General features: G+C 70.8%; 23 protein-coding genes. 15 read left to right on the top strand and 8 right to left on the bottom strand.

Going from position 1 to position 23798, the window contains the following annotated elements:
- Positions 1-77: 77 nt before the first annotated feature.
- Positions 78-1526, top strand: a complete 1449-nt coding sequence (locus tag OG285_RS28375) for a penicillin-binding protein 2 (RefSeq protein WP_356833532.1) — start codon at positions 78-80, stop codon at positions 1524-1526.
- 103 nt (positions 1527-1629) lie between these two features.
- On the opposite strand, the gene OG285_RS28370 is transcribed toward OG285_RS28375, so the two are convergent.
- A complete protein-coding gene (locus tag OG285_RS28370) occupies positions 1630-2418 on the bottom strand; it encodes an HAD family acid phosphatase (RefSeq protein ID WP_356833530.1) in 789 nt (262 codons plus the stop codon).
- A gap of 143 nt (positions 2419-2561) precedes the next feature.
- Between OG285_RS28370 and OG285_RS28365 the strand changes: the two genes are divergently transcribed.
- Entirely contained in the window at positions 2562-3356 is a 795-nt protein-coding gene (locus OG285_RS28365) for a GNAT family N-acetyltransferase (protein ID WP_371792596.1), read from the top strand.
- Positions 3357-3398: 42 nt separating this feature from the next.
- On the opposite strand, the gene OG285_RS28360 is transcribed toward OG285_RS28365, so the two are convergent.
- Together OG285_RS28360 and OG285_RS28355 are read right to left on the bottom strand one after the other, a co-directional pair.
- Positions 3399-4562: a hypothetical protein gene (locus tag OG285_RS28360; RefSeq protein ID WP_371792595.1), complete on the bottom strand. Its 1164-nt coding sequence runs from the start codon at positions 4560-4562 to the stop codon at positions 3399-3401.
- Positions 4559-5512: a 5-dehydro-4-deoxyglucarate dehydratase gene (locus OG285_RS28355; protein WP_356833524.1), complete on the bottom strand. Its 954-nt coding sequence runs from the start codon at positions 5510-5512 to the stop codon at positions 4559-4561. Before OG285_RS28355 ends, OG285_RS28360 begins: the two co-directional genes overlap by 4 nt.
- Positions 5513-5834: 322 nt before the next feature.
- On the opposite strand from OG285_RS28355, the gene OG285_RS28350 reads away from it, so the two are divergent.
- The 7 genes from OG285_RS28350 to OG285_RS28320 all read left to right on the top strand — a co-directional run bounded on the left by OG285_RS28350 (position 5835) and on the right by OG285_RS28320 (position 13244).
- On the top strand, positions 5835-6659 hold the full coding sequence (locus tag OG285_RS28350; protein ID WP_371792594.1) for an NAD-dependent epimerase/dehydratase family protein: 825 nt from the start codon (positions 5835-5837) through the stop codon (positions 6657-6659).
- 247 nt (positions 6660-6906) lie between these two features.
- Complete coding sequence (locus tag OG285_RS28345) at positions 6907-7668, top strand: DeoR/GlpR family DNA-binding transcription regulator (protein ID WP_356833678.1); 762 nt, start codon at positions 6907-6909, stop codon at positions 7666-7668.
- Positions 7669-7755: 87 nt separating this feature from the next.
- On the top strand, positions 7756-9123 hold the full coding sequence (locus OG285_RS28340; RefSeq protein WP_371792593.1) for a sugar ABC transporter substrate-binding protein: 1368 nt from the start codon (positions 7756-7758) through the stop codon (positions 9121-9123).
- Complete coding sequence (locus tag OG285_RS28335; RefSeq protein ID WP_356833518.1) at positions 9120-10073, top strand: sugar ABC transporter permease; 954 nt, start codon at positions 9120-9122, stop codon at positions 10071-10073. The genes OG285_RS28340 and OG285_RS28335 overlap by 4 nt, the downstream gene beginning before the upstream one ends.
- Positions 10070-10927: a carbohydrate ABC transporter permease gene (locus tag OG285_RS28330; RefSeq protein ID WP_356833516.1), complete on the top strand. Its 858-nt coding sequence runs from the start codon at positions 10070-10072 to the stop codon at positions 10925-10927. Before OG285_RS28335 ends, OG285_RS28330 begins: the two co-directional genes overlap by 4 nt.
- Positions 10924-11922 carry a zinc-dependent alcohol dehydrogenase family protein gene (locus OG285_RS28325; RefSeq protein WP_356833514.1) on the top strand — a complete coding sequence of 333 codons (999 nt, stop codon included), beginning with the start codon at positions 10924-10926 and terminating at the stop codon, positions 11920-11922. The genes OG285_RS28330 and OG285_RS28325 overlap by 4 nt, the downstream gene beginning before the upstream one ends.
- A gap of 89 nt (positions 11923-12011) precedes the next feature.
- The gene (locus tag OG285_RS28320) at positions 12012-13244 is read left to right on the top strand and encodes a TerD family protein (protein ID WP_371792592.1); all 1233 of its coding nucleotides are present in this window, start codon (positions 12012-12014) and stop codon (positions 13242-13244) included.
- Between the two features lie 87 nt (positions 13245-13331).
- Here the strand turns inward: OG285_RS28320 and OG285_RS28315 are convergent, their stop codons facing one another.
- Positions 13332-14543 carry a pyridoxal phosphate-dependent aminotransferase gene (locus OG285_RS28315; protein WP_371792591.1) on the bottom strand — a complete coding sequence of 404 codons (1212 nt, stop codon included), beginning with the start codon at positions 14541-14543 and terminating at the stop codon, positions 13332-13334.
- Between the two features lie 88 nt (positions 14544-14631).
- On the opposite strand from OG285_RS28315, the gene OG285_RS28310 reads away from it, so the two are divergent.
- Positions 14632-15279 (top strand): helix-turn-helix domain-containing protein, encoded by a 648-nt coding sequence (locus OG285_RS28310; protein ID WP_356833508.1) that lies wholly within the window; start codon positions 14632-14634, stop codon positions 15277-15279.
- Positions 15280-15466: 187 nt separating this feature from the next.
- Complete coding sequence (locus tag OG285_RS28305; protein ID WP_356833506.1) at positions 15467-15622, top strand: hypothetical protein; 156 nt, start codon at positions 15467-15469, stop codon at positions 15620-15622.
- Between the two features lie 96 nt (positions 15623-15718).
- Here the strand turns inward: OG285_RS28305 and OG285_RS28300 are convergent, their stop codons facing one another.
- The 3 genes from OG285_RS28300 to OG285_RS28290 form a co-directional block, all read right to left on the bottom strand.
- Positions 15719-15988, bottom strand: coding sequence for a DUF6011 domain-containing protein (locus OG285_RS28300; RefSeq protein WP_371793641.1), 270 nt, complete (start codon positions 15986-15988; stop codon positions 15719-15721).
- A gap of 14 nt (positions 15989-16002) precedes the next feature.
- Positions 16003-16590 carry a TetR/AcrR family transcriptional regulator gene (locus OG285_RS28295; RefSeq protein WP_371792590.1) on the bottom strand — a complete coding sequence of 196 codons (588 nt, stop codon included), beginning with the start codon at positions 16588-16590 and terminating at the stop codon, positions 16003-16005.
- Between the two features lie 390 nt (positions 16591-16980).
- Positions 16981-17211 (bottom strand): CarD family transcriptional regulator, encoded by a 231-nt coding sequence (locus OG285_RS28290; RefSeq protein ID WP_164267523.1) that lies wholly within the window; start codon positions 17209-17211, stop codon positions 16981-16983.
- A gap of 104 nt (positions 17212-17315) precedes the next feature.
- Here OG285_RS28290 and OG285_RS28285 point away from each other — a divergent pair, with 104 nt between their 5' ends.
- Positions 17316-18083 carry an SDR family oxidoreductase gene (locus OG285_RS28285; protein WP_356833500.1) on the top strand — a complete coding sequence of 256 codons (768 nt, stop codon included), beginning with the start codon at positions 17316-17318 and terminating at the stop codon, positions 18081-18083.
- A gap of 282 nt (positions 18084-18365) precedes the next feature.
- Here the strand turns inward: OG285_RS28285 and OG285_RS28280 are convergent, their stop codons facing one another.
- A complete protein-coding gene (locus OG285_RS28280; protein ID WP_371792589.1) occupies positions 18366-19844 on the bottom strand; it encodes a hypothetical protein in 1479 nt (492 codons plus the stop codon).
- A 227-nt stretch (positions 19845-20071) separates the two neighbouring features.
- Here OG285_RS28280 and OG285_RS28275 point away from each other — a divergent pair, with 227 nt between their 5' ends.
- The 3 genes from OG285_RS28275 to OG285_RS28265 all read left to right on the top strand — a co-directional run bounded on the left by OG285_RS28275 (position 20072) and on the right by OG285_RS28265 (position 23798).
- Positions 20072-21916, top strand: coding sequence for an endonuclease/exonuclease/phosphatase family protein (locus tag OG285_RS28275; protein WP_371792588.1), 1845 nt, complete (start codon positions 20072-20074; stop codon positions 21914-21916).
- 253 nt (positions 21917-22169) lie between these two features.
- Entirely contained in the window at positions 22170-23042 is an 873-nt protein-coding gene (gene lepB / locus OG285_RS28270; RefSeq protein WP_356833674.1) for a signal peptidase I, read from the top strand.
- A gap of 150 nt (positions 23043-23192) precedes the next feature.
- Positions 23193-23798, top strand: a complete 606-nt coding sequence (locus tag OG285_RS28265; RefSeq protein WP_371792587.1) for a hypothetical protein — start codon at positions 23193-23195, stop codon at positions 23796-23798.

Raw genomic sequence — 23798 nt, 5'->3', positions numbered from 1 at the left:
GGACCGGCAGATGAGAGATCGCTGAGAAATCAGCCGGAGGGGAACGGCTCCGCCCGTCCCGCTCGTCCTCATACGGGATGAACAAGACAATCAGGCGTGCCTCGGTCTTCTGCCTGCTCCTGGTCCTCGCCCTGCTCGGGCGGGCGACCTGGGTGCAGGCGTACGAGAGCCAGGCCCTCGCGAACAACAAGGACAACCGGCGTACCGCCATCGCGCAGTACGCCAAGCCGCTCGGCGACATCATCGTGGGAGGCAGGTCGGTCACCGGTTCGAAGAAGACGGACGGCGGCGACCTCGCCTACCGGCGTACGTACACCGACGGAGACCTGTACTCGGCCGTGACCGGGTACAGCTCACAGGCGTACGGATCGACGCAGCTCGAAGGGATCTACAGCGATGTCCTGGACGGAACGGACAGCCGGCTGAAGAACCCGGTCGACGCGTTCACCGGCAAGCAGACCGCCCCCGGTGACGTCCTGACGACGATCGACCCCTCGGTGCAGAAGGCGGGGTACGAAGCGCTCGGCAGCAAGAAGGGCGCCGCCGTCGCCATCGATCCGAAGACCGGCGAGATCCTGGGGATGGTCTCCACACCGTCCTACGACCCGTCGAAGATCAGCGGTACGACGGACGGCGACGCCTGGAAGCAGCTGACCACCGACAAGAACCAGCCGATGCTGAACCGGGCGCTGCGCCAGCCGCTGCCCCCGGGATCGACCTTCAAGCTGGTGGTCGCGTCGGCGGCGCTGGAGGACGGGCTCTTCTCGTCGATCGACGAGAAGACCGACAGCCCCGACCCGTACCGGCTCCCCGGCACGTCCACGGACCTCGGGAACGAGAGCGCCGCGGACCCCTGCAAGAACGCGACGCTCCGCGCCGCCCTGGAGTACTCCTGCAACACGGTCTTCGCCAAGGTGGCCGACGACCTGGGCCAGGCCAAGGTGAAGGCGATGGCGGAGAAGTTCGGTTTCAACGACGCCAAGCAGGACATGCCGGTGCGCGCGACGGCGAGCAACTACCCCTCGGGCATGAACAAGGCGGAGACGGCCCTGAGCGGCATCGGCCAGTTCGACGTGACGGCCACCCCGCTCCAGATGGCGATGGTGACGTCCGCCCTGGCGAACGGCGGGGTGATGGCCGACCCCCACATGGTCTCCAAGGTGACGGACGGCGACGGCAACACCCTCCAGTCCTACGAGAAGGAGCCGTCCAAGCGGATCGTCTCGTCGTCCACGGCGGCCCAGCTGCAGAGTGCGATGCAGACGGTCGTCGAGCAGGGTACGGGTTCGAGCGCGAAGGTCCCCGGCGCCGTGGTGGGCGGCAAGACCGGCACGGCCCAGCACGGTGTGAACAACGACAAGGCGCCGTACGCCTGGTTCACGTCGTACGCGAAGGACAAGTCGACCGGCAAGGAGGTGGCGGTCGCGGTGCTCGTCGAGGACTCGGACGCGGCCCGTGCGGAGGTGAGCGGCAACGGCCTCGCGGGGCCCGTCGCCCAGAAGATGATGGCGGCGGCGCTGAAGTAGCCGGCCGGTCACGGGACGGCGGCCGGCTCCCGCCCCGCCGGCCCGACCGGGCAGGCGGGTCCGGCCCGGCGCCGCGCCTCGCGGGGGCGCCGGGCCGGGCCGGTCACGGCAGGAAGTACATCGGGTTCGGGATCTTGTACGTCTTGTCGGCGTAACCGCCGCTGAGGTCGGAGTACTGATCCCCGAAATTGGCGACGATGCTGTAGCCGAGAGACTCGATGTGCTTCCTGGTCCCGGCCTTGAACTGGACCGTGCTGCACGTCCACTTGGGCTTCGCGCAGCTCAGATAGGACGGGGCGGCGGCCGGGTCCTTGAGGTAGAAGTGGGACCTGTCCACCGGCACCTGGTAGCCGGCCCGGGTGAGGTTGGTGGCCGAAGCGGTGCGCTGCGACTCGTCACGTCCGGTCAGGAAGAAGACGGTGACGCCCTTCTTCGCCGCGTAGTTGACGACGTCGGGCATGCCGAAGACCGCGATCGACCGCGCGCTCTGGACGTAGTCGTTGAAGGCGGTCGCGTTGTAGGCGAAGCCGTTCTTCTTCTCCCAGTCGTACGTGAGCAGCGTCGTGTCGTCCACGTCCAGCACGATGGCGGGCCTGCGGCCGTGGCTCGTGCGGTGGGCGGCCTCGGCTATCTGCCGCTTCGCCCGTGCCTCGATGCCTCCGACCTGCTTGGCGTAGTTGCTCTTCGGGGACGCCTGGTAGGCGCCCGAAGCGTCGGCCGTACCGCCGTAGTAGGCGTTGATGCTGTCTTCGACCTTGGTGACGTTCGGGATCTCCCGGTCCGTCCGCGGCACGGAGTTGTCGGCGGTGGCGACGCCGATGCCGTAGAGGGCGCTGCCGGCCGCGGCGAGGGCGACCGTACAGGCGGAGATCCTGGCGAGTCTGGAGGGCATGCGCGTGTGCTCCGGTTCTGGTGGTGACGGACTGCAGGTCACTGGTTGTCTACGCGCATCACATGGACTTCACAAGACTCTTTGCGGATCTGTTGCGGAGAAACCCGGTTGCGGCCCGCGGGGCCCGGATATTGAGTGACCGCATGGACCTCGAAGCGGTACGGGTGGCGTTCGACCTACGCATGCGGCGGGACGCGCCACCGGAGGGGCCCGGCAGCGTGGTCGAGCGCGTCGGTGACGTCGTGCGGCAGACCGGCCCGGACGCGGACAGCTGGAACGGCGTCGTCTGGTCGGGCCTCGACGCGGCCGGCGCGGATGCGGCCATCGCCGGGGAGGTACGGCATTTCACCGCACTGCACCGTGAGTTCGAGTGGAAGCTGTACGCCCACGACCGCCCGGCCGACCTGGCGGAACGGCTCGTGGCGGCCGGATTCACGCCCGGGCCGCCGGAGACCCTGATGGTCGCCGAGGTGCGGCAGCTGCCGACCGGGGTGCGACTGCCCGAGGGAGTGGAGCTCCGGCCCGTGACCGATGCCGCCGGGGTGGCTCTCATGACCCGCGCGCACGAGGCGGCGTTCGGTGAGGACGGGTCTCGGATCCACCACCAGGTGCTGACCCGGCTGGCCGATGACCCGGATTCGATGGTCGCGATGGTGGCGATGGCCGGTGACGAACCGGTCTGCGCGGCGCGGATGGAGTTCCATCCGGGCACCGGGTTCGCCAGTCTCTGGGGCGGCGGGACGGCTCCGGCCTGGCGCGGCCGGGGCATCTACCGGGCCCTGGTCGCCCACCGCACGGGGATCGCTGCCGCACGCGGCGTCCGTCTCCTCCAGGTCGACGCGTCCGACGACAGCCGCCCGATCCTCCAGCGGCTGGGCTTCTCCGCACTCACCACCACGACCCCCCATGTGTACCGGGTGCGGGACGAGCAGGGGTGAGACAAGAGGGGTGAGGCGGGCAGGGGTGAACGGGCTCCGGGGTCAGGACAGCGCCGCCCGTACGAGCGCGAGATCGGGGTCGGACGCCAGCCCGGCGTGGTACAGCCGCAGTTCGGTCGCTCCGAATCCCGCGGCGCGGGCCGCGCCCTCCGCCAGGCTGGCCGGGCTGCCGCCCATGCCGGAGACGACGGTGAGGTTGGCCGCGAGCACCGTGCGGGCCGTGCGGTGCACGGCGAAGGGGGCCAGCAGGGTGGGGCCGCCGGTGCAGGGGACGACCACACCGTCGGCGACGCCGAGGATGTGCTCGGGGTCGACGCCCGCGTTCGCACCGCAGTGGTGGACGGCCGGGTCGGCGTGCAGCAGCACCTGGAAGCCGGGGGGCGCCGCGGCCCGCACCGCGGCGACGGCGCGTTCCTGAAGTGTCCGGGCTGTCCGGGTGCGCCACTGCAGCACGGCGGCGGCGACATCGGTCCCGAGCTGCTTCTCGATCGCGGAGCTGTCCGCTCCGGACGACCCGGTGGACCACCCCGGCTCCAGTGCCCGGCGCACGGCCGCGCTCAGCTCATCGGCGTCCAGGCCGAGTCCGCCGTACCCTTCCGCGCAGGCCGGACAGAAGCAGAGCGACATCAGGTACTGGCCCGCGTCGCCGAGCCCCACTCCGGCGATCTTGTCGTGGGCGTGCAGATGGGCGAGGCCGTACCAGCCGAGCGACTCCAGCTCGGTGCCGCGCGCTCCGGGTCGCACCGCGGCCTCCACCGCCAGATCGGTGAGGTAGGCACGGGTGGCGGGCTGGGCGATGCAGGGCGCCCAGGGGTAGCGGTCGCCGTAGGCGTTGACCACCGAAGTGCCGGGGTGCTCGGTGCCCAGACGGGAGTTGTGCGCCAGGACCACCCAGGTGTGGACGTCGAGGCCGGCGGCGGCCAGCGCGGCGGCGGCCTCGCCGTACGGATCGGGGGTGGGGGCCCAGGACCCGGCAGCGTACGGGCGCAGCTCCCGCCCGGCCCACCGCTCCGGGGACGGCGGGTAGAGCACGGACGCGTGTCCGGCGGTGACGATCCGGTGCCGGGGGTGACGCGGCGTCAGGGCGCGGGTCGAGTGGTAGGCGGAGGCAAGGGTGACCTGCTGGACACCGAGGCCGGCGATACGGGCCGGTGCTTCCGGGTCGCCGACGATGTCCCAGGGGTAGAGGAAGGCCGAGGCCTTCACGCCCGGCCCCCCTGTCCCGCGGGGACGGCCAGGGCCGCGCGGCCCCGCTCGATGATGGCGGCGAGCTGTCCGGTGTGCTCGGCGGAAGGCTCACCGAGCGGGGGACGGACCTCGCCGACGTCAAGGCCGCCGAGCCGGACCCCTGCCTTGATCAGCGACACCGCGTATCCGCGGCGCTGGTTGCGCAGTTCGACGAGCGGGCGGTAGAAGGCGTCGAGCAGCCGGTTCGCCGTCGCGTCGTCGCCGGAGCGCAGTGCGCGGTGGAAGGCGAGCGCGATGTCCGGGGCGAAGCAGAAGACGGCTGACGAGTAGAGCGTGACACCGACGGCGCGGTAGGAGAGCGCGGTGAGTTCGGCGGTGGGCAGCCCGTTGAAGTAGAGGAAGTCCCGGCCGGGCAGCTCGGTGCGGACCGCGCTGATGATGCGCTGCATCAGGTCGAGGTCGCCGTGCCCGTCCTTGAGCCCGATGATTCCGTCGACCTGTGCGAGTGCCACGACCGTCTCGGGAGTGAACACCGCGTTGTCGCGCTGGTAGACGATGATGTCGAGCGTCGTGGCCGCCGCGAGCGCCGTGTAGTGGCGGACCAGCCCGTCCTGACCCGCGGTGACGAGGTACGGCGGCATGGCGAGCAGCCCGTCGGCGCCCGCCTGCTGTGCGGTCCTCGCGAACTGGACGGCGAGCGCCGTGCCGTATCCGGTCCCGGCCACGACGGGCACCCGGCCCTCGCTCACCTCGACCGCGGCGGCGACGACCGCGCCGAACTCCTCCGGCGAGAGCGCGTGGAACTCACCCGTGCCGCAGCAGGCGAAGACCGCGGCCGCACCGGAGTCGATGCCGCTGCGCACATGCGCGCGGAAGGCATCGAGGTCGACGGCGCCGTCCGGCCCGTACGCAGTCACGGGGAAGAACAGCAGACCATCGAGTCGGCCGGCGAGCGGGGCTGAGGACACGGGCGCTCCCTGGGGCATCCAGTCGTGCACAGTTCTGATCAGTGTCTATATTTCTGAACTTCGCCACGCTAAGGCAGCGAGGCAGGGGTGGTCAAGACGAGAAACGCCACCACAGAAGCAGAATCCGCAGCTCCGCGCGACACTTGACGGAGCCCGGCGAGGCTCCTTAACTTGTCCATGCATGTGAATGTCATCCATGGACAGATCCGTCGTGGCAGGTCCGCCGCCGGTCCGTCCGTTGCCGGTCCGTCGTCGCAGTTCCGCCGCCGCGGGTCCGTTATCGCGGTCGGCCGGTTCCGATTCACCGAGGAGAGACCCGCTCATGTCCGCTCCCCGCACCGTCCTGCTCACCGGAGCCGCCGGAGGCCTCGGCACCCTGATGCGGGGCCTGCTGCCCGCGTACGGCTACGAGCTGCGCCTCTTCGACGCCGTACCGGTCGAGGGCGAGCCCTCGGCGATCACCGCGGACCTGGCCGACAAGGAGGCGCTGCACGAGGCGGTGCGGGGTGTCGACGCCGTCATCCATCTCGCCGGCATCTCCCTGGAGTCGTCCTTCGACAAGATCCTCCGGGCCAACATCGAAGGCACGTACAACCTCTACGAGGCGGCCCGCGCGGCGGGGACCGGACGCATCGTCTTCGCCTCCTCCAACCACGCGGTGGGCTACACCCCGAGCCCGGGGAGCGAAGTCCCCGCCGCCCCGGGCACGTTGATCCCCGTCGACACCCCGCGCAGGCCGGACACGTACTACGGGCTCTCCAAGTGCTTCGGCGAGGACCTGGCCCAGCTGTACTGGGACAAGTTCGGCCAGGAGACGGTGTCCGTACGGATCGGCTCCTGCTTCCCCGAGCCGTCCTCGGTACGGATGCTCTCGGTCTGGATGAGCCCGCGGGACGGCGCCCGGCTCTTCCACGCGGCCCTGACCGCCGACGGCGTCGGACACTCGGTCGTTTACGGATCGTCGGCCAACACCCGCATCTGGTGGGACCTCGCGTCGGCGCGGGCGCTGGGGTACGAGCCGCAGGACGACTCCGAGCCGTACGCGGCGCAGCTCATCGCCGAACAGGGCGAGCTCGACCCGGCGAACCCGGCCCACTCCCACCTCGGCGGGCCGTTCCTCACCGACCCGCCGATCTGGCCCCGCTGACCGGCCCGCGCCGGCCCGCCGCACCGCGGGCGCCCGCATCCGGGCAGTGAACGGGCCCGTCCGGCACACCGGACGGGCCTTCGCCGTGCCCGGACGGGCACACCACCCCAGGTGGGGCCGGGTATCACCCTTGCCGGATACGGGCAGGAACGGGCAGGATCAGGCCCGTTCCTGCCCTGTTCACATGATCCGGACGGCTGTACAACTCTCCTCACAGCAAGCGAAGAGCCGAGGAGAGCCAGTGTCAGTGAGCGCGGAGCAGCGCCGGCGGGAGATCGTCCGGTCCGCCCGGAAGGCGGGCTCGGTCGATGTCACCGAACTGTCCGCACAGCTCGGCGTGGCCAAGGAGACGGTGCGCCGCGATCTGCGCGCACTGGAGGACCACGGGCTGGTCCGGCGTACGCACGGCGGCGCCTATCCGGTGGAGAGCGCGGGCTTCGAGACGACGCTGGACTTCCGGACGACGATGCACGTACCGGAGAAGCGGCGGATCGCCGAGGCCGCGGCGCAGCTGCTCGGCGACGCCGAGACGGTCTTCATCGATGAGGGGTTCACCCCGCAGCTGATCGCCGAGTGCCTGCCGCACGACCGTCCGCTGACCGTGGTCACCGCTTCCCTGGTGACGGCGGGGGCGCTGGCGCTCGCCGAGCGGACGACCGTCCTGCTGCTGGGCGGCCGGCTGCGCTCGGGCACCCTGGCCACCGTCGACCACTGGACGACGCGGATGCTGTCCGGGTTCGTCATCGACCTGGCCTTCATCGGTGCGAACGGGATCTCCCGGGAACACGGTCTGACCACCCCCGATCCGGCGGTCGGCGAGGTCAAGGCGCAGGCCGTCCGGGCCGCCAGGCGCCGGGTGTTCGCCGGGAACCACACGAAGTTCGGCGCGTCGAGCTTCTGCCGGTTCGCCGACGTCACCGACTTCGAAGCCATCGTCACCAGCACGCTGCTGCCCGCACCCGAGGCCCACCGCTACTCCCTGCTGGGACCGCAGGTCATCCGGGTCTGAGCCCTCTCTCTCCCCCCCCCACCGGCCGGTCCGAGCCCTCCCCTCTCCACCGGCCGGTCCGAGCCCCAACCACCCGAGGAGCGATCCATGCGAAGCCCGATCCGACGGAGGCCGCGCGCACTGCTCGCGCAGGCCGCATCGGGGGCGCTGCTCATCAGCCTGTCCGGCTGCTGGACCGGCGCCGGAGGAAGCGGGTCCGGCGGGGACTCGATCAATGTGCTGATGGTCAACAACCCGCAGATGACGGAGTTGCAGAAGCTCACCGCGGCCCACTTCACCCGCGAGACCGGCATCAAGGTGAACTTCACCGTGCTGCCCGAGAACGACGTTCGCGACAAGATCAGCCAGGACTTCGCCAACCAGGCGGGCCAGTACGACGTCGCGACGCTGAGCAACTACGAGATCCCGATCTACGCCAGGAACGGCTGGCTGCACGACCTCGGCCCGTACACGGCCAAGGACACCGGCTTCGACCAGAAGGACATCCTGCCCGCGCTGCGGCAGTCCCTCACCGGGGACGACAAGAAGCTCTACGGTGAGCCCTTCTACGGCGAGTCGTCCATGCTGATGTACCGCAAGGACGTCTTCGCGCAGAAGCATCTGACCATGCCGGCCCACCCCACCTGGCAGCAGGTCGCCGCGCTCGCCGCCAAGGCGGACGGCGCGAAACCGGGGATGAAGGGCATCTGCCTGCGTGGTCTGCCCGGCTGGGGGGAGCTGATCGCCCCGCTGACGACCGTGGTGAACACCTTCGGCGGGACCTGGTTCGACAAGGACTGGAAGGCCCGGCTCGACTCCCCCGCCTTCAAGGAGGCGGTGAACTTCTACGTACAACTGGTCCGCGAGCACGGGGAGTCGGGGGCAGCCCAGTCCGGGTTCGCCGAGTGCCTCAACGACCTCACCCAGTCCAAGACCGCCATGTGGTACGACGCCACCTCGGCCGCCGGATCGCTGGAGTCGGCCAAGTCCCCGGTCAAGGGCAAGATCGGCTACGCACCCGCGCCGGTGGAGAAGACGGACAACTCCGGGTGGCTCTACACCTGGGCCTGGGGCATCCAGAAGACCTCCCGCAACCCCGACAAGGCCTGGAAGTTCATCTCCTGGGCGTCGGGCAAGCAGTACGAACAGCTCGTCGGCAAGGAGACCGGCTGGTCCGACGCCCCGGCCGGCAAGCGCGCGTCCACCTACACCGACCCGTCCTACCGCAAGGCGTCCGCCGCCTTCGGGGACGTCACGCTCAACGCCATCAGAAGCGCCCGGCCCGGCAACCCGGGGGTGCAGCCGCGCCCCGCGCCCGGTATCCAGTTCGTCGGCATCCCCGAGTTCACGGACCTCGGCACCAAGGTCTCCCAGGAGATCAGCGCGGCCATCGCCGGGCGCAAGTCCGTCGATTCGGCCATCGCCGCCTCCCAGCGGCTCGCCGCGAAGATCGCGAAGGAGTACGAGGGACGATGACAGCGACCACCGCTCCGTCCGCGCCCCGCGCGGTGTCCCCTCCCGGCCCCACGGCCCCGCCGGGCAACCGGCTGCGCGCCTGGGCCACCCGGGCCCCACTGCTGCCCGCCCTGATCTTCATGATCGTGGTCACCCAACTGCCCTTCGTGGCAACCGTGGTGATCTCCTTCTTCAACTGGAACGCGCTCTATCCGAAGGCGCGGCGCTTCACCGGATTCGCCAACTACTCCGATGTGCTCACCGACCCGGACCTGCGCAAGTCGGTCCTCACCACGGTGCTGCTGACGGTCGCGGTGGTCCTCGTCAGCCTGGTGCTCGGACTCGTCCTGGCGCTGCTGCTCGACCGCCGCTTCACAGGCCGGGGGTTCGTCCGTACGCTGCTGATCGCGCCGTTCCTGCTGGTCCCGGTGGCGGCCGCGCTGCTCTGGAAGCATGTGCTCTACAACCCGGAGTACGGGCTCTTCAACGGTCTGCTGCACTGGGTGGGGGGCGGCAGCGCACCGCAGCCCGACTGGGTGTCGAACACCCCGCTGCTGGCGGTGGAGGCGTCGCTGATCTGGCAGTGGACGCCGTTCATGATGCTGATCCTGCTGGCCGGGCTGCAGAGCCGCTCACCGGAGCTCATCGAGGCGGCACGGATCGACGGCGCGGGCGCCTGGCAGATCTTCCGTCATCTGACGCTGCCCCATCTGCGGCGCTATCTGGAACTGGGCGCGCTGCTCGGCTCGATCTACATCGTGCAGAACTTCGACGCCGTCTTCACCATCACCTCGGGCGGCCTGGGCACGGCGAACCTTCCGTACACCGTCTACCAGGCCTTCTACCAGGCGCACGAGAACGGTCTCGCGTCCGCCGCCGGGGTCCTGGTCGTCATCGGCACGATCATCATCGCGACCTTCGCGCTCCGCGTGGTCTCGTCCCTCTTCAGCGAGGAGGCATCACGCGCATGAAGTCCGCAGACACGACGGCGCCCCGGGGCGCCGCCCGTACCGGGGGCACGCTGCTGGGCCTGCTGGCCTGGCTGGCCGGGATCCTCTTCTTCCTGCCGATCGCCTGGATGGCGCTGACCTCCTTCCACGCGGAGGCCGACGCGGCCACCAACCCGCCGTCGCTCGCCGCCTCGCTCACCCTCGACGGCTACCGGGAGTTCTTCGGCGCGGGCGGCGGCCAGAGCCCCTGGCCCGCGCTGGCCAACTCGGCCGTGGCCTCGGTCGTCTCGACGCTCTGTGTGCTGGTGCTCGCGCTGCCCGCCGCGTACGCGCTCTCCATCCGGCCGGTGAAGAAGTGGACGGACGTTCTCTTCTTCTTCCTCTCCACGAAGATGCTGCCGGTGGTGGCCGGTCTTCTGCCGATCTACCTGTTCGCGAAGAACACCGGGATGCTCGACAACATCTGGATGCTGGTCATCCTCTACACCTCGATGAACCTGCCGATCGCGGTGTGGATGATGCAGTCCTTCCTGGCCGAGGTGCCGGTCGCGGTCATCGAGGCGGCGCGGGTCGACGGAGCCCGGCTGCCGGTGATCCTCACCCGGATCGTGGCCCCGATCTCCGCGCCCGGAATCGCCGCGACCGCGCTGATCTGCTTCATCTTCAGCTGGAACGAACTGCTCTTCGCCCGGGTGCTCACAGGCGTCGTCGCCGAGACCGCGCCCGTCTTCCTGACGACGTTCATCACCAGCCAGGGCCTGTTCCTGGCGAAGGTGTGCGCCGCGTCGCTCGTCATCTCCCTGCCGGTGCTCGCCGCGGGGTTCGCCGCCCAGGACAAGCTGGTCCAGGGCCTCTCGCTGGGAGCCGTGAAATGAAGGCCGCCATCATCGAAGCCGTCGGCAAGGTCGGGTACGGGGAGGTGCCCGACCCCACCCCCGGTCCGCGCGACGTGATCGTCGAGGTGGCCGCCTGCGGGCTGTGCGGCACGGATCTGCACATCCTCCAGGGCGAGTTCGCGCCCACCCTGCCGGTGGTGCCCGGCCATGAGTTCGCGGGCACGGTCGTGGCGCTGGGCTCCGAGGTCACCTCACTGGCCACGGGTGACCGGGTGGCCGTCGACCCGTCCCTGTACTGCTTCGAGTGCCGCTACTGCCGTCTCGGCCACAACAACATGTGCGAGAGGTGGGCGGCGATCGGGGTGACCACGGCGGGCGGCGCCGCCGAGTACGCCGTGGCACCCGCCGCCAACTGCGTGAAACTGCCCGAGCACGTCCGGACCGAGGACGCGGCCCTGATCGAACCGCTCTCCTGCGCGGTACGCGGCTACGACGTACTGAACAGCAGGCTCGGCTCGCACGTGCTCATCTACGGCTCGGGGACGATGGGGCTGATGATGCTGGAGCTGGCCAAGCGGACCGGCGCCGCCAGCGTGGACATGGTCGACATCAACGCGGAACGGCTGACCACCGCCCGCGGTCTGGGCTGTTCGGCGGCGGCGGGCGGCGCGGACGAGCTGGACCGGGCGGGGCAGGGCTGGGACGTCGTCATCGACGCGACCGGCAACGCGGCCGCGATCCAGGACGGTCTGGGACGGGTGGCGAAGGCCGGGACCTATCTGCAGTTCGGCGTCGCCGACTACGCGACACGGGCGACGATCGACCCGTACCGGATCTACAACCAGGAGATCACGATCACCGGTTCGATGGCGGTACTGCACAGTTATGAGCGGGCCGCCGAGCTGTTCGCCGCCGGGGTGCTGGACCCGGCGGTCTTCATCAGCGACCGGCTGCCGCTGGAGAGTTATCCGGCGGCGCTCGACCGCTTCAAGGCGGGCATCGGCCGGAAGATCGTGGTGCTGCCGGGGAAGTGACCGGGCGCCGGAGGGAGCAGCGGGCGGGGCGCACGGGGCCGGGAAAAGATTCAAGGAACCGTAAAGCCCCGCCGCTCGTTCCTCCGGACATGACCGCAATGACCCCAGGCTCGAACATCCCGCTTCCGATCTCCCGCGTCGCGGTGGACGTGGCAGCTCCGGTGCGGCTCGACGTGTCGGGCCTGCTGCTCACCGTCGACGGCAAGGTGCGCTCGGACGACGACTTCATCTTCTACAACCAGCCGTCGGGGCCCGGCGTCAGCCACCGCTCCGGCGGCGGCTCGGCGCCGGACGCGATCGTGGTGGACACGGCCGCCGTCCCCGCGGGCATCGACAGGATCGTGATCACCGCGAGCCCGGACGCGGCGGGCCAGACGTTCCAGGGCATCGAGCCGACGGCCACCGTCCGCTCCACCGAGGACGGCAGCGTCCTGGCCTCCTTCACCCCGCCCCGGCTGGGCGCCGAGACAGCGCTGGTCATCGTGGAGATCTACCTGCGCAACGGCGCGTGGAAGGTACGCGCCGTGGGCCAGGGGTACGCGAACGGCCTGGCCGGGATCGCGACGGACTTCGGGGTGTCGGTCGAGGAGCCTGCCGCCCCCGTGGCCGCACCGGCCCCCGTCCCCGCAACAGCCCCATTGGCGGCTCCACCGGTGCCGGCCACGCCGCCGGCCGACCCCCGGGTGGCCGTCGCGGCCCCGGCGGCCCCGCCCGCCGCGCCGTCGGCCCCGCCCGCCGGCACCGGGCGGATCAACCTGGACAAGGGCCGGGTCAGCCTCCAGAAGAACCAGACGGTCTCGCTGGTCAAGGGCGGAAAGCCGCTGCTGTCCCGGGTGAAGATGGGCCTCGGGTGGGAGCCCGCCTTCCGTGGCAAGGACATCGACCTCGATGCCTCGGTCATGGCCTTCGGCCCGCAGCGCAACCACATCGACAGCTGCTACTTCGGCAAGCTCGCGATCCTCGACGGCGCGGTCAAGCACTCCGGCGACAACCTCACCGGCGAGGGCGCGGGTGACGACGAGGTGATCGTGGTCGACCTCGGCAGAATCCCCGCCGAGGTGTCCGCCCTCGTGTTCACGGTCAACTCCTTCACCGGCCAGAAGTTCACCGAGGTGGGCAAGGCGTACTGCCGGCTGATCGACGCGGCGAGCGGGGAGGAGCTGGTCCGGTTCGACCTGACCGGCACCGAGCCGCGGACCGGGGTGCTGATGGCCAAGCTGATCAAGCAGTTCTCGGGCGAGTGGGAGATGACGGCGGTGGGCGACTTCGTCAAGTCCCGCACCGTCCGGGGCATGGTCAAACCCGCGGGGCAGGCACTGTAACGGCGCGGGACGCGGGGCGGGGGCGGCGGCCCCGGGCACCGACTGCGGCGAGCGGCCCGGGGGACAAGTGGCGGCCCCGCCCCGGCGTCACTGGCGGTATCCGGCCAGGAAGCGCCCGATACGGCTGATCGCCGCGTCCAGGTCGTCGGCCTGCGGCAGCGTCAGGATCCGGAAGTGGTCGGGGCGCGGCCAGTTGAAGCCGGTGCCCTGCACCACCTGGATCTTCTCGCGGAGCAACAGGTCCAGGACGAACTTCTCGTCGTCATGGATCCGGTGGACCTTCGGGTCGAGCCGGGGGAACGCGTAGAGCGCGCCCTTCGGCTTCACACAGGAGACGCCCGGGATCTCGTTGAGCTTCTCCCACGCCCTGTTGCGCTGCTCGTGCAGGCGGCCGCCGGGCGCCGTCAGATCCTTGATGGACTGGCGGCCGCCCAGCGCGGCCTGGATGGCGTACTGGGCGGGGGCGTTGGCACACAGCCGCATGGAGGCGAGCATCATCAGCCCCTCCAGATAGCTCTTCGCGTGCTGCTTGGGCCCGGTGACGACCAGCCAGCCGGACCGGAAGCCGGCCACCCGGTACGACTTGGACAGACCGCTGAAGGTGAGGACGACCAGGTCGGGCGCGAGGGCGGCCGCCGAGTGGTGGACGGCGTCGTCGTAGACGATCTGGTCGTAGATCTCGTCGGCGAAGACCATCAGGCCGTGGCGGCGGGCGAGATCGAGGATGCCCTCGACGATCTCGCGCGGATACACCGCTCCGGTGGGGTTGTTGGGGTTGATGATCACCACGGCCTTGGTGCGGTCGGTGATCTTCGACGCCATGTCGTCGAGGTCCGGGTACCAGTCCGCCGACTCGTCGCACAGATAGTGCACAGCCCGCCCGCCGGCCAGCGTGGTGACGGCCGTCCAGAGCGGGAAGTCGGGCGCCGGGACGAGGACCTCGTCCCCGTCCTCAAGGAGCGCCTGGACCGCCATCGAGATGAGTTCGGAGACGCCGTTGCCGAGGAAGACGTCATCGACGGTGACGTCGGGCAGCCCGAGCGCCTGATAGCGCTGGGCGACGGCGCGCCGCGCCGAGAGGATGCCCCGCGAGTCCGTGTAGCCGTGCGCCTGGGGCAGCATCCTGATCATGTCCTGGACGATCTCCTCCGGCGCCTCGAAACCGAAGAGCGCCGGGTTGCCGGTGTTCATGCGCAGCACGCTGTGCCCGGCCTCCTCCAGTGCGTTGGCATGGTCGATCACCGGGCCCCGGATCTCGTAGCAGACCTCACTCAATTTGTTCGACTGGCGGAACTCCATGCCGTGGCCCTCCCAGGTCTCACTTGCTTCACTTGGTTTTACCAAGCAGCAGCTTGGTAAGTCCAACTTTCTGTCTAGACTGCGGTGCATGCCACGCCGAAGTTACGACCAGTACTGCGCCGCCGCCCGCGCGCTCGACGCCGTCGGAGACCGCTGGACCCTGCTGATCGTCCGCGAACTCCTGGCGGGCCCCCGCCGCTACACCGACCTCCACGCCGACCTGCCGGGCGTCAGCACCGATGTGCTCGCCTCACGGCTCAAGGACATGGAGCGTGAGGGGCTGGCGACCCGGCGCAGGCTACCGCCGCCCGCACCCGCGTCCGTGTACGAACTCACCCCGCGGGGGGCAACGCTCCTGCCCGTCCTCACCGCGCTGGCCGACTGGGGCACTCCCGCACTGGCCGAGCGGCGGCCGACGGACGCCCTGCGCGCGCACTGGTTCGCGATTCCGCTGGCCCGGCACCTGGCGGACCTCGGCGCCGGGGTGGTCGAGGTCCGGATGGACGAGGGCGTCTTCCACGTCCGCACCGACGGCGGTGAGCCGCTCTACGGCGACGGCCCCGCCGAGCGCCCCGACATCCGGCTCACCCTCGACGCGGACACGTGTATCGCCGTCGTCGACGGCAGCCTCGCACTCGGCCACGCGGTCCGGGACGGCCGCGCGAAGCTCGAAACCCTGCCGCGCGACGCGCCGCACGAGACCCCGGCCGGCGTGCGCGCACAGCGTCCGGAGTGACCCGCGTCGCACCTCCGGGAGGCAACCCCGCAGGCCCGAACTCCGTCCCCATAAAGGCGCGTTAAGGCCGTCGAACGCCCTACCGCCGGGTACGAGTGACGGACAACACGCCCTTACCCGGAACACGTGACCGATACCACGCGCAGATGAGGGTTAACTGTCAGTGGCAGGCCGTAGCCTTGTTCGTATGTCCACCACCCCTTCCGCCTCCCAGGCCAACGACGCCATCCGCAGGCTCGTCGATGCCCAGACGACGGGCGCCGAGTGGCCATCGGAGGACTACGAAATCCTGCTGCTGGAGTGGGCCGCCGCGATACAGGGCGGGATCGAGCCCGCGGCCTAGACCGCCGGTCGCCGTCCGGTCACTCGGACGTAGCGACGCAGCCCCAGAAGCAGACCCAGAAGCACACGCGGACGACGGACGTATCGACCAGTGCCGTCAGTCCAGGCCGGGAAAGTCCAGGCCGGGAATCGGCTCCTGATCGACCCCGTGCCTGCGGGTCCGGATATCCGGACCCGCCGGATGCAGTTTCGCGTCGCAGGCCGGGCCCAGACCGGTGCGCCGTGAGGCCAGGCCCGTCAGCGGCCTGCCGCACATCCGGCACAGCACCACCCGGCCCGCATCCTCCGATCCGGCCCCGTCCACCGTCCCCGACCCCTCCCCCGCCCCGGCCGTGACCCCGGGCAGTTCCTCGGGTTCCGAGCCCATCGGGCCGACCCGGCTCACAGGGACATCGTCCGCCGGTCCCCGCCGCCGATCCCCTCGATCATCAGCGACAGATAGCGGCGCACATCGGGCGTCCCGCCCGCACCCAGCTCGGCCGCCGTGGCCACCGCGTGGGTCAGCCGCAGCACCTCCGCGGTCTCCAGGTCGGCGCGCGCCGCACCCGCCTTCTGCGCGGCCGTGAGCAGGTCGGCCGCCGCGTCCATGAGCCGGCCGCTGCAGTCCGAGATCACCGGGGTGCTGCCGTCGGCCATCGCCGCACCGAGCAGCGTCTTGAGGCCACGCAGGTGGATCATCTGCTCCGCCAGCTTCTGCAGCCAGTCGGCCAGCGCCTCGCCCGGCGCCCGGGCCGACGCGCCGAACTCGACCGCCTGGTCGGCGAGTTCGTCGATGCTGTCGACGTAGACCCCTTCGAGGAGGTCCTGTCGCGTGGGGAAGTGCCGGTAGAGCGTGCCCGAGCCGACACCCGCGCGCTTCGCGATGTCGTCCAGCGATGCGTCCACCCCGCGCTCGGCGAATGCCAGAGCCGCCTCCTTCAGGAGGCGTTCGTAGTTGCGGCGCGCATCGGCCCGCATCGGCTTCGGCATCAGCTGCTCCTTGCGAACCGGGGACGTCTCCGTGTCGTATGGATCGTATGGGCAGTAAACGGAGATGCTCCCCCGCTCACTTCCCGGGCACTGAGCGCTGCCTGCTCACCGGGGGTTGAGCACGTCCCGGCCGTCCGTCGCCCCGTTGCCCGCCGCCGGGTCCCGGTCGCGGCAACCCGGTGCCGTCCCCGCCGTCATCGCCACTGCCTGCTTCATGGTCGCTATCACCGGCACTGTCGTCAATGTCGCCCGACGCACCGGGACGCTCCGTCCCGGTGGTCCCATACGGAAAGGTGACCCGGCATTCCACCGGGTCACCTCACGCCGCCCTCGTGGCCGAGGGCCGACGGCCGTTCCCTGACTGACCTCGCTGACCTGTCCTCGCCGGACTCAGAGCTTGGTCAGCTTGGCGTAAGGGCTGAGGATCCTCCCCTGACGCCCTGAGAAGTCGATGAGCACAGCGTCGTTGTCGCCCTCGATTCCGATGACTCTTCCGAGCCCGAACTGATCATGCGAAACACGGTCGCCCACATCGAAGATCTCGATGGGTGCGGCGGCCTGGGCCGGGCGGTTGAAGGGACTGGAGGGCAGGTGGCGCCGGGATCCGGCTGACTTAGTCATTGCTCTCAGTATGCGCCCGCGAGACCTCCTCACGCCATGTCTGTCCCGCCGCACGGCCCTGGGCAGGGATTCCCCGCGAGGATTTTCCCTGCGATGATCAGGGGATGAAATTCTCGGCAACCAACCGTCGTGTGCTCATCACTGGTGCCTCCCGAGGCCTGGGCCGTGCCATCGCCCACGCCTTCGCCGCCAACGGGGACCGGGTTGCTGTGCACTACGGGACCAGGCAGGACGACGCCCGGCACACGCTCGCGGCGCTCCCGGGGTCCGGCCACGTGCTGGTGGGCGGCGACCTGTCGGACCCGGCGGTGGCCGCCGAAGTCGCCGGGCTCGCGGCCGACGGGCTGGGCGGCATCGACGTCCTGGTGAACAACGCCGCCGTGAACGACCGTCACCCGCTGCCCGGGACTCCGTACGAGGAGTGGGTGGCCGTCTGGCAGCAGCATGTCAGCGTCAATCTGCTCGCCACCGCGCATCTCAGCCATCTCGCCGGGCACCGCATGATCGACGCGGGGAACGGCGGCCGGATCGTGAACATCGGCTCGCGCGGGGCGTTCCGCGGGGAGCCCGATCACCCGGCGTACGGCGCGACCAAGGCGGCCGTGCACGCGCTCGGCCAGTCGCTGGCCGTCTCCCTCGCACCGTACGGAATCGGGGTCGCGTCGGTCGCCCCCGGCTTCTTCGAAACAGAGCGGGTGGCGGACCGGCTGAGCGGCGCCGAGGGTGAGGCGATCCGGGCGCAGTCCCCGTTCGGCCGGGTGGCCTCGCCCGAGGAGATCGCGGCCGCGGTGCTGTGGCTGGCCTCACCGGCCGCAGAGTGGTCGTCGGGCACCGTGCTGGACCTCAACGGGGCTTCCTACCTGCGGACTTGAGGACGCCCCCGGCCGACGAAAAGGCCGGACGGAGCCGGGGCGGCGGTCCGGACAGGCCGGGAGCCCTGCGGACCGGGGCCGCACAGGCCGGCAGGCGCGGGCCGCACAGGCCGGCAGGCGCGCAGGCCTGCGGGCGCCGGTGTCACCCGCCGCGGCGCGCGCCCGCCCCTCACGCCTGCGTGCGCGCCCCGGAACGCACGCAGGCGCGCCCCCGGGCGCGGCCGCAGGCCCAGGGGCGGCCCGGCAGCGGGGCCGGCCGCCTCAAGGCCCGCGTGGACCGCCTCAGGCCCGCGACCTCGCCTTGAAGGCCGCCTTGCGGGCGTCCTTCGCCGCCTTCCTGTCCGGGTGCAGCTGCCCCATCGCCTCCAGCACCTCGGCCGTCGCCGGGTGGTCCACCCTCCAGGCCGCCTCGAAGAAGCCGCTGTGCTGTCCGGTCAGCCCCTCCACGAGTCCCTGCAGCTCCTCGACCTCGCCCTCCGCGTCCAGCTGTGCGGCCAGCGTGTCGATCGCCAGCCAGAAGATCATCGAATCCGGAGGCGCGGGCACGTCGGCCGCGCCCCGCTCGGCCAGCCAGACCCGGGCGAGCCCGCCGAGCTGCGCGTCGTCGAGCACCTCGCGGACCTCGCGCTCCGCCGCGTCGTCGGCCACCAGCGAGAGCGCCTGCTGGCAGTGCAGCCTGCGCAGCGGCGCGCTCCGGTCCTCGCCCCGTGCGGCGGACAGCAACTCCTTCGCGGCGGCGGCCGGTTCACGTCCGTTGAGCCACAGAACAGTCTCGGCGCGGGCGGCCCCCTCGGGGAAGTTCGCGAGGGCGTCGAGGAGGGCGCCGGCGTCCTTGTCCGCGAGCTCACCGACGGCGGGCGCGTCGACGCCGGCATCCAGCATCCGGGCCCGGATGCCGTAAAGACCCAGCGGGGTGAGCCGCACCATGCCGTACCGGGAGACGTCCTCGTCGTCCACCGGCCGCTCCGGGCCCCCCTGTCCCTCCGCGTACTCCGCCTCCTCGGCCAGCAGGGCCTCGTCGACCGGGTGGTACTCGACCAGGCCGATCGGTTCGAGCAGGCTGAACTGGTCGTCCAGGCGCATCATCGCCTCCGACACCTGCTCCAGCACGTCGTCCGTGGGCTCGCCCATGTCGTCGGGGACGATCATCGAGGCGGCCAGCGCGGGGAGCGGCACCGGGGCGTCCTGGGCGCCGGTCTCCGTCACGGTGAGCAGATAGAGGTTCCCCAGAACTCCGTCGAGGAACTCCGCCTCCGCCTCGGGGTCCCACTCCAGCTTCTCGAAGTCGATCTCGCCGTCGTCGCCCACCAGGTCGGCGAAGTCGTCGAACTGCGGGGCGATGGCGTCGGCGTGCACGGTCTCCAGTCCGTCGAGCCACAGCGCCAGGATCTCCTGGGGGCTGCCCGACGTGATCAGCGCCAGGTTCTCGCCGGGCGCCGCCGTGCCCTCGCCGTCCCCGCTCTCGGCGTTTTCGGCGTCCTCGGCGTCGACGACGTCGACCAGGCCGGTGTCCACGGCGAGCCGCCACGCCTCGCTCGCCAGGGCTGCGCCGTCCTCGTCCGCGCCGAGACCGAGCTCCTTCGCGGCCGCGGGCAGCTGCTCGTCGACCAGCTCGCCCCCCGCGCCGACCCGCGTGCCGGGCCCGGCCCAGCGCGCCAGCCGGACGGCCCGGGTGAGGAGGGGCGCGGCCAGCGCATCACGTGCGAGTTCCGCTTCGGAGTTCAGCCGCACCGGCGGCAGAGTGGGGCGGTCTCCGGACATCGGTGGTTCTCCTCGGGGCTGAGACCGACCGGCGACAGTGCGCGGTCTTCGGGCATACGGTTCGGGCGCCCCAGCGTAGACGCATTTCGACCCATGCAACCTGGTTCATGTACCCGTCAGCCATCGTCCACCTCGGGACCCTTGACAACTCCCCTCCCCACACAAGAGATTGACGCGCGTAGAACGTAGCCCCGCTCCGCTCCACCCTCACCTCCGGAGTTCTGTAGATGCGCGCTCTCCCTTCTTTCGCCCGTACCAAACCGGCCGCCGTCACCGCCGTCGTCTCGGCCGCGCTGGCGGCCGGGCTGCTCGCCGTCACTCCCGCCTCGGCCGGTGCAGCCGGGGTCAGGATCCACGACGTCCAGGGCAGTACCCGCCTCTCCCCGCTGGCCGGGAAGGCGGTGGCCGGTGTGCCCGGCATCGTGACAGGTGTACGGACGTCGGGTTCCAAGGGCTTCTGGTTCCAGGACCCGCACCCGGACGCCGACCCGGCGACCAGTGAGGGCGTCTTCGTCTTCACCGGCTCCGCACCGACCGTGGCCGTGGGTGACGCGGTCACCGTCTCCGGCACGGTCGACGAATACATACCGGGCGGCGCCGCCTCCGGGAACCAGTCGGTCACCGAGATCGGCAAGCCGTCCGTGACCGTCGTCTCGTCGGGCAACCCGCTGCCTGCCGCGACCGTCATCAACTCCCGTGACGTGCCCGGCACGTTCGCCCCGGCGGGTGACAAGGCGGCGGGCGGCAGCATCAACGGCCTCACCCTGCGGCCGACGAAGTACGCCCTCGACCGCTACGAGTCCCTGGAGGGCATGAACGTCCGGATCGGCACCTCACGCGTCACCGGCGCGACCGACTCCTACGGGGAGCTGTGGGTCACCGTGAAGCCGGACGAGCGCCCCACGCCTCGCGGCGGCACCCTCTACAACGGGTACTCCTCGCAGAACACCGGCCGGCTGATGGTCCAGTCCCTCGCTCCCGCCACCGCCGGGTCCTTCCCGGTGGCGAATGTCGGTGACTCGCTGACCGGTACGACCGAGGGTCCGCTGGACTACAACCAGTTCGCCGGTACGTACACGGTGGCCGCCCGGCAGCTGGGCACCGTCAAGGCGGGCCGGACCAAGCCGGAGGTCACCCGCAAGCAGCGGAAGGACGAGCTGGCCGTCGCCACGTACAACGTGGAGAACCTGGATCCGACCGACCCGCAGAGCAAGTTCGACAAGCTGGCGGCCGGGATCGTGGACCACCTCTCGTCCCCCGACATCGTGGCCGTCGAGGAGATCCAGGACAACGACGGCGCGAAGAACGACGGCGTCGTGGCGTCCGATGTGACCGTCGGCAAGTTCATCGACGCGATCGTGGCGGCGGGCGGCCCGCACTACGCGTGGCGCTCCATCGACCCGGTCGACCAGGCGGACGGCGGAGAACCCGGCGGCAACATCCGCCAGGGCTACCTCTACAACCCGGACCGCGTCGGCTTCACCAGCCGCCCGGGCGGCACCGCCACCAACGCCACCGGCGTCACCTCCCAGGGCGGCAGGGCCGCGCTGACCTACTCGCCGGGCCGCGTCGACCCCGCCAACCCCGCCTGGAAGGACAGCCGCAAGCCGCTCGCCGGGGAGTTCACCTTCCAGGGCAGGAAGGTCTTCCTGGTCGCCAACCACTTCGCGTCGAAGGGCGGCGACCAGGCGATCGACTCGCAGTACCAGCCCCCGGCGCGCAGCTCGGAGACGGCCCGCCACGAGCAGGCCAAGGCCGTGAACGCGTTCGTGAAGAAGATCCGGTCGGTGCAGCCCGACGCCGAGGTCGTCGTGCTCGGCGACCTCAACGACTTCGAGTTCTCCGACACCGCGAAGATCCTCACCGGCGGGAAGGCGCTGTCGGCGACGGCGTACTCCCTGCCGGCGAACGAGCGGTACTCCTACGTCTTCGAGGGAAACTCGCAGATCCTGGACCAGATCCTGGTGAGCCCGTCGGTCCGCGACTACCAGCTGGACATCGTCCACATCAACGCCGAGTTCGCCGACCAGAACAGCGACCACGACCCGAGCGTGCTGCGCTTCCGTCCGTAGCACGGCCGTCGGTGCCCGACCGTCCGTGCTGTGACCGTCCCGGGCAGTGGCCACCGCGGCCGGGGGTGCGGGCCGGGGGTGCCGTACCGCACCCCCGGCCCGCACCCCCGGCCCGGAGCTCCGGCTCCGGGCCGGCCCCGCCCGTCGGCCCCGGAGGCCGGAGCCGGATGTGCCCGGGATAAAGGCGTGAGCCGGGCAGAGCGGGATGCGTGCGAAGATCTGGGTGAAATGCGAGGTCCCGGATGCGGTGAGGGTGGGCGATGTGACGGTCGGCACGGAGTCAGGCCAGGAGAGCGACGCGTCGGACGCGCGGGACCCGGGGCACGGCAGGACCACCAGGAGCACGCAGCGTTCCTTGTGGAAGGAGCTGCCGCTGCTCGTCGTCATCGCGCTGGTGCTCGCGCTGCTGATCAAGACGTTCCTGCTGCAGGCGTTCTCCATCCCGTCGGACTCCATGCAGAACACGCTGCAGACCGGCGACCGTGTGCTGGTCGACAAGCTGACCCCGTGGTTCGGCGCGGAGCCGCACCGCGGCGAGGTCGTCGTCTTCCACGACCCGGACGGCTGGCTGGGGGACGAGCCGGTCAGCAAGCCCAACCCCGTCCAGAAGGGGCTGAGCTTCATCGGGCTGATGCCGTCCGCCAATGAGAGGGATCTGATCAAGCGGGTCATCGGGGTCGGCGGCGACACCGTGGAGTGCAAGGGCACGGGACCGGTGAAGGTGAACGGCAAGGCCCTCAAGGAGCCGTACGTCTTCGCCGGCAACACCCCGTGCAGCACGGACCCGCAGAGCCAGTTCAAGATCAAGGTGCCCAAGAACCACCTCTGGGTCATGGGCGACCACCGGCAGTACTCGGAGGACTCCCGCTACCACCAGGACAAGAAGGGCGGCGGCTCCGTCCCGGTGAAGGACGTCGTGGGGCGTGCCGAGGTCATCGCCTGGCCGCTCAACCGGCTGAACAACCTGCCGGTCCCCGCCACCTTCGGCCAGCCCGGTCTCAGCGCCGCCGCGGCGTCGGCCCCCGCCGCGGCCGGTCTGATGGGTGCCGTGCCCCTGGTGCTGTGGCGCAGGCGCAGGCGCGCTCCGGAGCAGACCCGGCGGGCGGACGCTCCGGGCGCCTCGTAGCAGTCGCCGGGCTCCCGGGCCTCCGGGACCGTACTCCGGACGGCTCTTCCGGGTGGCCCGCCGCCGGGACTCGCGGTCCAGTGGATCCGGCGGCCCGCTCCGGGCCGGCCACCAGCGCCGCCCGTCCGGCGGCCGACCGGAGGAGCACCCATGAGGAGCACTACCAGTACAGCGGCCGCCGTAGCTGCGGTCGGCCTTTTCGCCGCGGCGGTCAGCGGCTGTTCCGGCGCGAGCGGATCGAAGGCACAGGACAGCGGGGCCGGCTCCTCGCCGTCCAGCAGCATGACGGCGTCGAGCAGCCCGTCGGCCATGACCGCGATGAAGACGGTCATGGTCAGGAAAACCCCGCTGGGCAAGATCCTCGTCACCGGCAAGGGCCGGACGCTCTACCTCTTCGAGGCGGACAAGACCACCAAGTCGACCTGCTCGGGTGCCTGCGCCAAGGCGTGGCCGCCGCTGCTGGCCAAGGACAAGCCGACCGCGGACAGCGGGGTGCAGACGAAGCTGCTGGGGACGTCGCTCCGCAGCGGGGGCGCCAAGCAGGTCACCTACAAGGGCCACCCGCTCTACACGTACCTGGGTGACCGCAAGCCCGGCGATCTCAACGGCCAGGGCCTCACCCAGTTCGGCGCCAAGTGGTACGTCCTGAGCCCCGACGGCAAGAAGGTCACCGCCCAGCCGAAGGCCAGCAGCTCACCGTCGAGCAGCTCCAGCAGTTCGCCTTCGAGCAGTTCCAGCAGCGGCGGGGGCTACTGA

The organism is Streptomyces sp. NBC_01471 (assembly GCF_041438865.1).
Taxonomy (GTDB): Bacteria; Actinomycetota; Actinomycetes; order Streptomycetales; family Streptomycetaceae; genus Streptomyces.
Note: the sequence above shows the minus strand (reverse complement) of the source record. Positions and strands in the feature narration are given on the sequence as shown.